This window comes from Priestia sp. SRI_019, assembly GCF_057586255.1.
This window is the reverse complement of record NZ_JBYCZN010000003.1, coordinates 450,671-464,178: the sequence shown is the minus strand read 5'-3', so window position 1 is coordinate 464,178 and position 13,508 is coordinate 450,671. Positions and strand designations below refer to the sequence as shown.

At 40.6% G+C, this 13,508-nt stretch carries 13 protein-coding genes; 2 read left to right on the top strand and 11 right to left on the bottom strand.

From position 1 onward, the window contains the following. Positions 1 to 263: 263 nt before the first annotated feature. Positions 264 to 524: a hypothetical protein gene (locus tag AC2YJL_RS20640; protein WP_487374926.1), complete on the bottom strand. Its 261-nt coding sequence runs from the start codon at positions 522 to 524 to the stop codon at positions 264 to 266. Next, complete coding sequence (locus AC2YJL_RS20635; RefSeq protein WP_487374925.1) at positions 521 to 745, bottom strand: hypothetical protein; 225 nt, start codon at positions 743 to 745, stop codon at positions 521 to 523. The genes AC2YJL_RS20640 and AC2YJL_RS20635 overlap by 4 nt, the downstream gene beginning before the upstream one ends. A 248-nt stretch (positions 746 to 993) precedes the next feature. Here AC2YJL_RS20635 and AC2YJL_RS20630 point away from each other — a divergent pair, with 248 nt between their 5' ends. Together AC2YJL_RS20630 and AC2YJL_RS20625 are read left to right on the top strand one after the other, a co-directional pair. Beyond that, the gene (locus AC2YJL_RS20630; protein WP_487374924.1) at positions 994 to 1,509 is read left to right on the top strand and encodes a cupin domain-containing protein; all 516 of its coding nucleotides are present in this window, start codon (positions 994 to 996) and stop codon (positions 1,507 to 1,509) included. A gap of 153 nt (positions 1,510 to 1,662) precedes the next feature. After that, entirely contained in the window at positions 1,663 to 2,655 is a 993-nt protein-coding gene (locus AC2YJL_RS20625) for a DUF3231 family protein (RefSeq protein WP_487374923.1), read from the top strand. A gap of 149 nt (positions 2,656 to 2,804) precedes the next feature. Here AC2YJL_RS20625 and AC2YJL_RS20620 read toward each other — a convergent pair whose 3' ends face one another. From AC2YJL_RS20620 to AC2YJL_RS20580, 9 genes are all read right to left on the bottom strand, one after another. After that, on the bottom strand, positions 2,805 to 3,443 hold the full coding sequence (locus AC2YJL_RS20620) for an SdpI family protein (protein ID WP_487374922.1): 639 nt from the start codon (positions 3,441 to 3,443) through the stop codon (positions 2,805 to 2,807). Beyond that, positions 3,444 to 3,707 carry an autorepressor SdpR family transcription factor gene (locus tag AC2YJL_RS20615; RefSeq protein ID WP_013082079.1) on the bottom strand — a complete coding sequence of 88 codons (264 nt, stop codon included), beginning with the start codon at positions 3,705 to 3,707 and terminating at the stop codon, positions 3,444 to 3,446. It lies immediately after the preceding gene. Positions 3,708 to 3,808: 101 nt separating this feature from the next. Continuing rightward, positions 3,809 to 3,982, bottom strand: a complete 174-nt coding sequence (locus AC2YJL_RS20610; RefSeq protein ID WP_487374921.1) for a Fe3+ hydroxamate ABC transporter substrate-binding protein — start codon at positions 3,980 to 3,982, stop codon at positions 3,809 to 3,811. Positions 3,983 to 4,073: 91 nt separating this feature from the next. Beyond that, positions 4,074 to 4,247 (bottom strand): hypothetical protein, encoded by a 174-nt coding sequence (locus AC2YJL_RS20605; protein ID WP_367040951.1) that lies wholly within the window; start codon positions 4,245 to 4,247, stop codon positions 4,074 to 4,076. Between the two features lie 146 nt (positions 4,248 to 4,393). Continuing rightward, on the bottom strand, positions 4,394 to 7,423 hold the full coding sequence (locus AC2YJL_RS20600) for an efflux RND transporter permease subunit (RefSeq protein ID WP_487374920.1): 3,030 nt from the start codon (positions 7,421 to 7,423) through the stop codon (positions 4,394 to 4,396). 331 nt (positions 7,424 to 7,754) lie between these two features. After that, positions 7,755 to 9,092 (bottom strand): MFS transporter, encoded by a 1,338-nt coding sequence (locus AC2YJL_RS20595; protein WP_230931942.1) that lies wholly within the window; start codon positions 9,090 to 9,092, stop codon positions 7,755 to 7,757. Positions 9,093 to 9,222: 130 nt separating this feature from the next. Further along, the gene (locus tag AC2YJL_RS20590; protein WP_230931941.1) at positions 9,223 to 10,629 is read right to left on the bottom strand and encodes a sodium:solute symporter family protein; all 1,407 of its coding nucleotides are present in this window, start codon (positions 10,627 to 10,629) and stop codon (positions 9,223 to 9,225) included. 63 nt (positions 10,630 to 10,692) lie between these two features. Beyond that, positions 10,693 to 12,009, bottom strand: coding sequence for an aspartate aminotransferase family protein (locus AC2YJL_RS20585; protein ID WP_230931940.1), 1,317 nt, complete (start codon positions 12,007 to 12,009; stop codon positions 10,693 to 10,695). 73 nt (positions 12,010 to 12,082) lie between these two features. Continuing rightward, positions 12,083 to 13,453 carry a sigma-54 interaction domain-containing protein gene (locus AC2YJL_RS20580; RefSeq protein ID WP_230183721.1) on the bottom strand — a complete coding sequence of 457 codons (1,371 nt, stop codon included), beginning with the start codon at positions 13,451 to 13,453 and terminating at the stop codon, positions 12,083 to 12,085. Positions 13,454 to 13,508 lie beyond the last annotated feature (55 nt).

Here is a 13,508-nt window from a genome sequence, read left to right as displayed (position 1 = left end):
GTTTAAAGAACTGATCCGACAGTTTTAAAACCTGCCTATATGCTCTAGCTTTACATCGGATACTATACTTCAATTTCCACAAAAAAAGAATGAACTCATGCAAAAAACCAACCGCTTTGGTTGGCTCTATTCATAGCTAGTATAAAACATATTAAATAAATACTTTTATTTACATGGATAGGGCAAATTTGTATTCTTATAATATTTTAACTGCTTCTGTCAAAATATCAATGCGTAAATTTTAACTTTCTTTATCGATGCTGCTACTTTTTAAACTTCTTCAAAATCCGGTGATACCAATAGATTCCGACTCCCGTTAGCAAAATAATGAGGCCCCACTGATGCGGTAAAAACTTCAGCAGCCATATGGACATGATAATAGTCGCTACCGTTAAGTTACTCAGCCACTGTTCTCGGCTTAGCTTTTTCTTATTCACGATTACCGCCACATAACCAATGGGTGGCGCAAAAAAACACAGCAGCAGCAGAAACTTTTCTGAACGGTACCAGGGCTGTTTTTTCATGTTCTTTTGCTTACACTTCTTCTATTTAAAATGAACTGATAGCCAAACGTCACAATGATCCCTGTCCAAAACATAGAAGATGACGACACTAACTCGGCACCATTATAGGCATACATTATTGTGTTCACAAACAGCAGCAATAAAAGAATATAAAAACCTACCGACACAGCTTTATTCCAATTTTGATGCTCCTGCTTAGAAGCATCTTTAAACAACTTCATCAAAACTCTCCTTTTACATCTGATACATCACTTGTCCATTTAGGAATTCTATATTTATGTTAGCATATTGGGTAGTTTTGGAAAATAGATAAAGGGAATTTTATGGAAAATCCATAATCAATAACATTAGAACTACAAAAAAGATAATAAATGTAAATAAATAATCCTTTTTGGCTATTGTTTTGCACACAAAACGTTCATATTAGTATACAATAATCTCAAAATATGTTTTTTAAGGAGATAAAAGGATGACAACAACTCATAATCAGCTAACAAACGCTTTTCACCGTACGCCGCACGATCAAAACACATTTCATTTTCTTGATGAAAAAGTAACGCTTCTTGTATCAGGTGAAGACACAAACGGAGCTTACGCCGTGGCACACGTAGTGAAACCAGCAAACCAAGGTCCCCCGCTTCACCTTCACGAACATGAAGATGAAACGTTTTATGTAAAGCGCGGCTCCATGATTTTTTACGTAGGAGAAGAAATAATTGAAGCAAAAGCGGGCGATTATGTTTTTGCTCCTAAAGGTATTCAGCACCGCTTTGTGACCGGACCAGAAGAAACGGAATTCATCCTTACTGCTTCTCCTGCAGGCTTTGATTCATTCGTTAAAGAACTCGGTACTTCCGTTCCACAAAATGCTCCTCTGCCGCAAGTGGGACCACCTACTGAGGAAGAAATTATCGGTTTAGTTACCGTCTCTAAAAAATACGGCATTACCTATCCTGAAATTGAAAAAGCAATGAATAAAAAATAAACCAATACATAAAGATCTGCTCTTTACCGAGCAGGTCTTTTTTCTATTTTGATCCCAATTCATCAATGGAATAATTTAACACAATCTTGTTCACACTATACTTATCTGTTTTTTATAAATACGTACCATTTTTATAGATAGGAGGAAAGCCAATTGAACGCAGAAAGCAAGCGTTTGACTTCGCCTGAAATAACGAGTCTATGCGCGCAGTATCAGCAGGATACGCTGGCGGTTTGTGTAGCAAAACACGTTCTTGCAACCGTAACAGACGACGAGATTCGGGCGCTGTTTGCCTTTTCTCTGGAGTTATCGAAAAAGCATATTGAGCTGCTGACTGCCATTTTTCATGCTGAACATTTTCCGCTGCCGAAAGGATTTACAGATGAAGATGTGGACTTGCACGCACCTCCGCTTTTTACAGACTCTTTTTGGCTGAAGTATCTTCACGACATGACCATTCACGGCTTGTCAGGGTACGGCATTTCATTTAGCGTGTCAGTTCGCCGAGATCTTCGAGATTATTATCATCAGTGCAATTTAGATGCCATGGAAATCTACAATCGATCGCTCGACCTGCTTTTAGCGAAAAATCTTTATGTGCCAGCTCCTTATTTTTTAACCCCGAAAAAGCAAGAGTCGATTACAGAGTTGACTTACGCTCTTGATTTTGTAGGGAAGCAGCGTCTTTTAAACGCAAATGAAGCTGGAAATATTTATTTTAATTTACGCAAAAGCATGGCAACCAAAGCGCTTTTAATTGCGTTTAAACAAGTGACCAAACGAAAAGATGTACGGAAAGTAATGGAGGCAGGGCTTGATGTAGCACACAAGCATATTGAGCTTTATTCTTCCATTATGCACGAAGAAAACCTTCATACTCCTCCGCTTTTGGATAATGAAATCACAACGTCTACGCACGCGCCTTTTTCAGAAAAGCTGATGACGTTTCACGCAGGCGCAATGTTTAAAGTAGCCATTACCTATTACGCAACGGCAATGACTACCAGCATGAGGCTTGATATTGTCGGGCACTGTGAAGCATGTATTTTACGAGACTTAAAAGTAGCCGGGCGCTGCAGCGAAGTGATGATTAAAAACGGCTGGATTGAAAAGCCGCCTGAAGCAAGCGATCGTAAGCAAATGTAAGTTTTTTCATAGCAGCTCTTGACCTGAAACGCGTTTCATACTTTATGCTGTATTTATTCCCATCAGCCGGCGTGACACGAACGGTGGCGTTACGGCTGATATATTATCCATAAAAAAATCCGGTATGTTCACCGGATTTTTTTGTATGCTTACATATTCATTTCTTTTTTATACGCCACGTACGAATACAGATAAGGAACCGCCACGCACAGAACGATACTACCCCACATGATAAATGACTTGTATCCATTAGGTAAAAAAGCGCTAATAAGAATCAACAGGCCGCCGATAAAAAAGATCTTTCCAGATAAACGATGCGTCTTTTTCCATACGTTTTCATTGCTCAATGTCCACGGTGTACGAATCCCCATAAAGTAGTTAGAGCGCACGCGCTGCAAGTAGTTTCCGATAATGATAAAAACGAGTCCAGCCATAATCGGAGCAATGTACGACATCGGCACGTTATAGCCCAGCCCCTGTAAAATAGTGCTCATATTTACAAAAAAGAATAATAGCAGTACGGCGTTTAACACGATGTTATACGTTTTTGAAAAGTACTTATAATTTTCTTTACGCGGGTCAATTCGCGGAACAAATGCGATGATAAAATAAATAAGTACCATGATGCCTATTGTTAAGATCATTGCATTGATCTTCGTTGCAAATCCGTCTGCTTCTCCATTTGCTCCCCAGTGAATGGGCATCGTAGCTGGAAGATGCGGCAGTGCAATCAGCCAAGCAACCAGTGTTAAAAGAGTAATGCTTAAAGGAAATACGTGTTTTTTCATTTAACTCTCTCCTTTCTGAAAGCTGAAAAACCAGCCGATTAAATCTTGAAAAACGGTTGTATTTAACGAATAAATCACAAACTGCCCTCTTTTTTCATCTTGAACGAGGTCCGCTTGCTTCAAGATTTTTAAATGATTTGAGATGCTTGGTTTGGTCATATTAAAATACTCGGAAATTTCTCCTGCGGTTAAATCCCGCTCTTTTAGCAGCTCTAAAATCTTTCTGCGAGTGGGATCCGCTAAAGCTTTAAACGTTTCATTCAATTGAAGTTCATCTCCATCACATTTAAGTATTTAGATAATTATCTAAATATTAAACTATAAAGTATAATATGTCAATATCTTGAAAAGGAAACACCTTTGACTCATTTTTCTGTTTTTTCAAAGCAGTCCATGCATACAAACTGCGCTTCTTGATGTAGAAAAGCTTTAATTTCGGTCATGCCTCTTTTACTCGGATACTTCCTCCGCATCCATACTTCTTCATTCGGCTGAATTTCTTTTTGACAAACAGAACATCGCTCTTTTATTTCAAACATACTATCCCTCCATTTCTTTATCTAACTATACGTTTGACTAGTCAAAAAGTTTCATAAAAAAGAGGCTGGAACGTACCCAAATCAATTCCAGCTAAAGACAAACAAATGAGAGAATGAGCTGAGCCGCTTGTGACACCGCTGGTGATTTCCATGCAAGACTTCGCTTTCCGCGGGCGGACGATGAGCCTCCTCGTCGCTTGTGCTCCTGCGGGGTCTCACCTGTTCCGCTTTTCCCGCAGGAGTCTTCGTCTTGCCCTCCAATCACCAACTAAAAGCAACTAGAGACATGAAACCTACGTTCACTTTACCAATAAAAAAATCCGAACGAGTCGGATTCTCTCTCAAGAATCTCAATTCATCGTTCGGATTTTTCTTCAACTAAAATACTTGTGTCCTAGCCTTTTTTAAACATTATAGCGGCGCTACGTCTTCCTGCTGTTTTTGCTGTATTCTCTGTTTTTTCGATTTTCTGAAATGAAGCAGTTCATATACAACCGGAATAACTACGAGCGTAAGAAGAGTCGCAACGGCCAATCCTCCGATTACAACGACTGCTAGACTTTGAGAAACGAGGCTTCCGCTTTCGCTTTGTTTAAATAAAAGCGGCAGCATCGCACAAATCGTAGCAGCAGACGTCATGACAATTGGACGCATACGCGTAGCGGCTGCTTCGACAATCGCATCTCGCATAATCATTTTCTTTTCATTTTGCTTCACGCGGTCTAATAGTACAATGGCGTTGGTTACAACAATACCAATCAGCATCAGTGCTCCCAGTAGAGCCGTTACGTCTACTGGAATACGGCTGATTAATAATCCTAAAACGGCACCGATTGCAGCAAGCGGAAGTGAAAATAAAATGGCAAACGGCGTGCGGATCGTTTTAAACGTGATCACCATAATTAAGAACACAATACCAATCGACACGAGCATTGTAATGAACAAGTCAGAGAAGTCTTCTCCTTGCTGCGTGCTTGCTCCTCCGATTACAACGTCAACATCTTTTGAAATCGACAGTCCTTTATTCTTACCGTCTCCAAAAATCGCTGTTTGGATGTTTTTATTAATCTCTGAAAGATTTTCTGGATTGACATCCGCTGTTACTTGAATATACGGGTCTCCATTTTTATGAAACTGATTTGTTGGCTTTTCAGCTTGCGTTAGCGAAGCTACTTTTGAAACAGGCGACGGTCCTGTCTCTGTCATAATGGAAATATCTTTTAACTCTTTTGGTGATGTGGGATTTAGGACAGATTCAAGAAGTACGTTTGCTTGCTTGCCTTCTAAATCTATCGCTCCAATCGGCGTTTTGTTCAGCATAACGCCAAGCTGCTGTGCTACTTGCTGCGTATTCGCTTTTGTTGGATCTACGTTTAAAGAGTAAATCGTTTTCTTTTCGTCTTGGTTCGTAGAAACTTTGTCTACTCCTTTTATATTGCTGATTTCTTTCTTAATGCTGTTTGCCGTCTTTTCTAACTTGTTCATGTCATTTCCAATTACATCAACGGTAATGGAAGTAGTAGACGCTCCCATTAGTGAAGCAGCACTTACGCTAAGATCTCCTCCGTCATAGAGCTTCTTTTGATTTTGGATTCGTTTCATTAGGGAATCCGTGTTTCCACTGTCTTTTACGGTAATCGTATACGTAGCTTCAGTAGGTGAACCAACGTCTCCCCACTTGGCTCCTTCGTCCGTATTACCAAGCTGCATGTATACTTCTTTTACTTCTTTTTGAGCTAAAATATAGCGTTCAAGCTGCAGTGATTTTTCTTCTACGGTTTTAATTGGCGTGTTATTTGGATAGCTTAACGTTGTGCCTACAAAGTCAGATGAAGAGTTATCAACCGCTCCTTTAGGCATCATCGTGTACGCGCCAATAGATCCGACAAATAAAAGCAGCGAAAGCAGCAGCACAACCCATTTATGATTAAGCGACCACGTAATGACCTTTGTAAAACGAACCGGCTGCTTGTGCTTGCGAATTTTTTCATTTTTTAATAATCCCGCACTCATTACCGGTACAACCGTAAGTGCCACAATTAGTGAAGACAGCAGTGAATACGTCAGCGTTAGAGCAAATGGAAGCATAAAGTCCTGAAGCCCTCCGTTTACAAGGCCGATTGGTAAAAAGACGGCTACTGTCGTTAGCGTAGAAGCGGTAATAGCAGAGCCTACTTCTTTTGTCGCATCAATAATCAGTCCAAGCGAAAACTTTTCTTTTTGCATTTTCCGGAAGATGTTTTCAATAACAACGATACTATCATCTACCAATCTCCCAATCGCTACCGCTACTCCTCCAAGCGTTAAAATATTGAGCGTAACGCCTGATTTAGATAATAGGAAAAGCGTAAAGCAAAGTGATAAAGGAATGGATACAATTGTGATAAACGTAGAGCGAACGCTGCGTAAAAACAGCATGATGACAATAGTCGCAAAAAGTGCGCCTAGCAACACTTCTTTCATCATGGAATGAACAGAATTTTGTACGCTGTCCCCTGTTGCAAAAAATACAGAAGCATTCACATTGTTATAGTCTTTGTTAATTTGCTGAGACAGTTTTTTTACTTCTTTTGTAATGCTAACGGCATTTGAGTGACTGTCTTTTGTCACAATAAGTAAAAGTGCATCTTTTCCGTTAATATGCGTCACGACGCCTTCAGGCTTTTTGACCTCTACTTTTGCAAGGTCGCCTAGCGTTACATTCTGTGCAACCGGCAGCTTTTTTACTTTGTCCAAGCTGTCAATTTTACCTGTTACATTGATGTTGCTCGACTTGTTATTAATGACTTTTTCTCCAACTGCAAGCGACGTATTTTTTCCTTCTAACACGCTGATGACTTTATCAATAGTTACGTTCTTTTGTGACAATTTTTTATTGTCCACTTTAATAGACACGTAGGAATCCGCTGTTCCATATGTTTGAACACTGGCAATGCCTTTAATGTCTTTATATTTAGGGATGAGTTTTTTCTCTGCAAGATCCAGATTGTCTCTTGTTAATCCTTCTTTAAATGTGAGTGAAATATCTGCGATGGGAATCATAGAGGTATTTAATTGAATAACATTAGGCTTTGATACGCTGGCTGGAAGCTGCACCGAAGACAGCGCTTCTTGGACGTTTGTTCTTGCTTCTTTCATATCCGTTTTGGATTCAAATGAAAGATCGATTTTGGAATAGCCGTCTCCCGTCGTTGAATACACGTTGCTTTTTCCTTTAACACCGGCTACCGCTTCTTCAATCGGTGACGTCACTTGTTTTTCCATAGAATCCGCATCCGTTCCTTGCCCCATAACCACTACTGATACTTGAGGCTGATCAGCGGTCGGCAGGAACTCCATCGGAAGTGTAAAATAACTAATGACTCCTAAAGCTAAAATTAAAATAGACATAATGGTAATAGCCGCTTTATTTTTGAACGACCATTTGGTGAGCCAAGACATGAAATATCCCCTTTCACTTTTTCGTACAAACTTAGCCAAACATTTCTAAAATATGCTAAATGACTACTAAATTATACCTAATGTTTTTTGCCATTTAAAGACTTATTTTTGTAAAAAGTCCCATTATTTGAACAAAATCGTTTATGTATATGCTTTTGCTTAGATAATCAGTCTCTTTACAGCACAAAAAAAAGACGCCGATACCCGGCGTCCCACATGTAGTAAGTGAAAGAAGAAGAAGAATATGCCTACGATTTCTCAGGCAATTCTATGACCTTATTTGGTTTTTTCCCGTTTTTTTATGAAATAAACATATTTAGCATAAATTCCCTTAACTAGCAGCTCGACTGTGCTTTGTTTCCGTATCGTTTTGAATCTTTAACGACGTTAATAAAGCCACGATACTTCCGGCAAAGCCAAATAAAAACAAGTGATGAATGCCTGCCATAAAGCTTCCGCCTGAAGTCAGCAACGCACCCATAATCGTAACGCCGATGGCTGTTCCCATGTTTCTGCAAAACATAAAAAATGACGTTGAAATACCTCTTTCATGTCCTCCTACTAATTGCTGTACACCAATGACGCCAACCGTAGACAGCAGACCAAACGATAGCCCTTGTACAATCATGACGCAAAACACGTAGAAGAAACCGTGGCTTTCATTTAGCATCAGCAGAAGTGTTCCTGAGCCAACGAGCAGCACATTCCCGATTAACAACAGCTTTCTGTAGCCATGTTTTAAAATCCATTTACCTGCAGGTACGGACACAGACATCCATCCGACCGCTGTTCCTAACAGCGCAACTCCGCTCATAAACAGTGACAAATGCGCTACTCGCTGTAAAAATAACGGAATGTAGCTTGACGTTCCGAATAAAGCTACCGTTCCAATAAACGCATTGATATTAATCCATGACAGCGTTTTGTTTTGAAACATAGACAGCGGTACAATCGGAGAAGCATGTTTTCGTTCATGGAGATAAAAAATCACTAATAAAATAAGTCCCGCTACTGCATACACAACTCGGTTTTGTTCCACTACCGTCACAAGCAGCAGTGACGTAACGCCAGCTCCAAACAAGATAGCACCGATGTAATCGACTTTTGCTCTTTTCGGCTCATAGCTTTCCTGATACGGCATTAACGCTAGAAATGAGACGATACATACCGGTAAATTAATAAAGAAAATCCATCTCCACGTTAAATAATCCACAAAAAAAGCGCCTAAAAGCGGAGCCAACACAGCTGATAATCCCCACATCGTTGTAAACAGCGCCTGAATTTTCCCTCGTTTCTCAACTGGAAATAAGTCTCCGGCAATAATAGCGGGAAACGCCACCATAAAACCGGCTCCTATTCCTTGGACCGCACGAAAAAGAACAAGCTGAATCATCGTATTCGCCACGCCGCAAAGCATCGAACCAATTAAAAAAGCAATAATTCCAAACCCAAATACTTTTTTGCGGCCAAATAAATCCGATAATCTTCCCGCTACTGGAGATAAAATCGTACTTGCAATCATGTACGAAGCAAACGACCACGCGTACAAATCAAATCTTCCAAGCTCTTTTGCAATAACGGGCATCGTCGTATTCATAATCGTTGAATCAAGCGAAGCCACTAGCATTGCCAGCACAATACTAACCATTACAGACGTTCTGCTTTTCATGTAACAATCTCCTTATCCCTATAATCTGAGCGTCTAGTGTACTCCTCCTTGCCGTTTGTTGTCTATACTTATGCATACAAAATGCTAAAAAGCTTCTCACTTTACTATGAGAAGCTTTTTAACCCCTTATTCACATATCTTCTTGAACCTTTTCTTGATCAGACAGTTCTTTGTTTCGAGCCATAACCGCAAATCCAGCCATTACAATGATGCTGCTTGAAATTCCGTATAGGATTGGCGTAGTAGAAGAAAGTCCTTCAATCAATAGACCTCCAAGTACTACTAGCGTACTGACAACAATCGCTGAAACTCCGGCTTTTGGATGAATGTCTTTCCAAAACAGCGACACAACAAATGGAACAAAAATCGCTCCTGATAAAATGGCATACGCCACGTCTAAAGCAACAAGCACGTCTTGAATCCAAAGAGCAAAAATAATAGCAAGCACGCCAACAATAAGTGTATTCACGCGCGTTAAAATTAAATAATTTTTCTCTGAAATATTCTTAAGCCACACTTTTTTAATAATATCATTACTAATCAGCGTAGAAGACGCAAGCAGCGTTCCTGAAGCAGTGGACATCAGCGCCGAACAAACGCCTGCCAGTACGAGACCTAATAATCCTTGAGGCAGGATTTGAACTGCAAGCGTCGCAAATATGCTTTGACTGCTTTCTGCGTTTGGCAGCAGCAAATATGCACACATTCCAATTACACTTCCAGCAATCGCGTAGGCAATGCTGTACACACCTGCAAAAATGGAGCCGTTTCGCGCAATTTTTTCTGTTCGCGCCGTAAATACCCGCTGCCAAATATCTTGAGAAACTGCCATACCAAGCGTATACAAGAGGAAATACTGAAAGATTTGACCGTATCCAATGGATGAAAAATCAAAATAAGATGATGGCAAATCTCCGGCAAGGGCTTTGAAACCTCCTGCTTCTGATACGCTCATTGGAAGCATAAATCCAAAAATCGCCACCGTCATCACAACAAACTGAATAATATCAGTGACCGTTACGCTCCACATTCCGCCTAAAATCGTATAGAACAAAACAATTGAACCGCCAATTAGCATCGAGGCCGTCATGTTCCATCCAAGCAGCGCATGAATGATCGTTCCCATGCCAATCACTTGAGTGACAGATACCATGAGTGTATAAATAGCGGCAACAACGGCGCTGATAATTTGCGCTTGAGCGTTATATCTTTTTCCTAACAGTTCGCTGATAGTTGTCACTTTCAAGGACGAAATCCGCTTGATAAAAATCGTGCCAAGCGTAATGATTCCAAGTCCAATCATCGTCACAAACCAAATGCCGGACAGCCCGTGCTCATAGCCAAGCTGAGCCGTTCCAATCGTTGAAGCTCCGCCTAAAATAACGGCAGACAAACACCCTAAATACATGAACATCCCTAAGTTTCGTCCGGCTAAAATAAAATCTTCTGATGACTTTGCTTTTAACGAGCCAATAATACCAGCTACAACCAATACGCCAAAATAGACAAACATAACCGTCATATCCAGTCCGTTCATAACAGATTCCTCCTTATTATGGGTCAATCTATCTTTCATTGAAACAAAGAGCTTCTTAAAGCTTTAGATCACGTGAAGACTTGTGATTTCTGTTAATGCTTCGTCTAACACGCGAAGCCCGGCATCAATTTCTTCTTTTGTAATCGTTAAAGGAGGAATCATTCGAATCACTTCTCCGCTATTTCCGCAAAGGTAAAACAGCACCCCTTTTTCCAAACATTTGTCTAGGATCTCAAGAAGAAGATTTCCGTCACCTTGCTTTGTTTTTGGATTAATAATTTCAATTCCAATCATTAGTCCTACTGAACGAATGCTTCCGATAACTTCATGCTTCGCTTTTAAATGCTGAAGGCGATCCGCTGCATATTTCCCCATTGCTTTTGAGTTTTCAATCAGCTTTTCTTCTTTTAATACGTCTAGTGTCGCAAGTGCTGCTGAACAAGCAATGGGATTGCCTCCAAAAGTTGTTCCGTGTGTACCAATCGGCCACTTTTCCATTAGCTGTTTGGAAGCCACGGTCGCACTTAACGGAAGTCCTGATGCTATGCCTTTTGCGATTGCCATAATGTCCGGCGTCACGTCAAACGTTTGAGCTGCAAACCACTCGCCGGTCCGTCCAAAGCCGGTTTGCACTTCGTCAAAAATAAGCAGAATGCCGTGTCTGTCACACACTTCTCTTATTTTTTGCAGCCACGCTTTCGGAGGGATCACGTAGCCGCCTTCTCCAAGAACCGGCTCTACAATCATGCATGCTACTTCTTCCGGCGTTACTTGATGCTTAAACAAAGTGGCAAAATCTCTTTCCAGCTTTTCCACGCAGTAGATTTCCGGATCTTCTCCTTTCGGACACTGAGTCGCGTCTGCATAAGGCACTTGATACGTTAAGCCCCATGGCTGAAGAAATTTCCGGTATTTGCTTTTTGACGTTGTCACACTAAGCGCTCCGAGAGAACGGCCGTGAAAGCAGCCCATAAACGAAACCGTATAAGGTCTTTGCGTAACGTACTTTGCCAGTTTTAACGCTCCTTCAATTGCTTCGGTTCCGCTGTTGGCAAAGAAAAAGCAGTCCAACCCTCTTGGCAATACTGTTTTTAATTCTTCGGCAAGCTGTAAAATAGATTCGTACATGATTACACCCGACGGGCCGTGCATAAGATGGTCAACGCTATTTTTAATCGCTTGTACAACTTTAGGGTGACGATGACCTGTATTCGCTGTTGCAATACCTGATGTAAAATCTAAATACGTTTTTCCGTCAGCTCCGTAGTAGTAGCAGCCTTCTGCTTTTACCACCGGTAAATTAGGGTGATCTTTCGCCATGCTTGGTGCTAGTAAATCGGGTAAACTGTTCATTAACTGTGTAAGTGATGCCTGCGTCATCTGACTTCCTCCTCGCAATCTATCAAGTAATGTGTTTGTACTTGTTTTACATGCAAAGAGCGTGCCAAAGACGTTAAAAAACGGAATGTTTTTTTAATTTTCTAACAACTGAAGGCTGACTGATTCCAAGTGCTTCCCCTATTTCTGTTGTCGTTTTATACTGTTTTTTGGCTTTCACTAATATCTCTTTTTCCAGCTCGTTTAACGCGTCATTAAGCTTTATTTCCCCATGTTCTTCAACGTGCTGAATCCGTTTTTTTCTATGCAGAGAATGCGGCAAATGCTCCATTGTAATCAGCGTTTGCGAAGACACAACCACAGCGTGTTCAATCACATTGATTAACTCTCGTACGTTTCCTTTCCACTCATGTGCAAGCAGTGCGTGAATAACCGCATTATCAAACGTTCTTTTTCGGTTGTATTTCTTTTCAAACTGCTCGGCAAAATGTGTGAGCAGCGGAAAAATATCTTCAGGGCGCTCGTTCAAAGATGGAATGGTAATCGGTACGACGCTTAGACGAAAGTATAAATCTTCTCGAAATTCTTTTTCAGCAACGGCTTTTTCTAAATCTTTGTTCGTCGCTGCAATTAAGCGAAAGTCCACGGTTTTAGGCTTTCTTCCTCCAACGGAATAAAACTGTTTCTCTTGAATGAGCTTTAAGATTTTTACTTGATGCGCCGGTGACAGTTCTCCGACTTCATCTAGAAAAAGCGTACCTCCATCTGCTAATTCGACCAGTCCCACTTTTCCATTTTTAGATGCACCGGTAAAAGCACCCGCTTCGTAGCCAAACAGCTCAGCCTCAAATAAATGATCTGGAATCGCTCCGCAGTTCACTTCAATAAATGGCCCTTTGCTTCTTGTACTTTTGTTATGTATCAGCTTGGCTAAGTGCGTTTTTCCTACTCCTGACTGCCCTAAAAGTAAAATATTTACGTCTACATTCGACACGTGAACAGCCGTACGAAGAACGTGCTGCATCTTTTCGCTGTTGCATACAATTCCTTCTGTTGATAGATTTTGGTTCCGCAGCAGCATAAGCTCGCTCTTTACGCGCTGCATTTCGCCTTCCATCGCATCAAGATATGTTTTCATTTCCATCAGCTCCGTCACATCATGAGAATAGCTGACGATTCTTTTAATCTCTCCTTTTTCATCTTTGACCGGAATGCCCGTGACGAGTACCTGCTTGCCTTGTTTAGTTGTTTGTACAAGCGTAATTTTCTTCTTTGTTTCAAGCACAATTGGGGTAACGATTGGGGTAAACAACCCTTGTTTTTCAAGTTCATAAACAGACTTTCCCAGCAGTTTTTCAGCTTTTACATCGTAAATGTTTCCCGTTCCTTCATGGATTCGGACAATAATGCCTTTTTCATCGGTTACAAGCAAATCATCTTTTAATGAATGAAGGATCCACTGATTTTCATTCCATTCTGAATTCATATATGCTCCCCGCTTTCTATTCATTTTTGAATAAAATACAATTCGTTTTTGAATA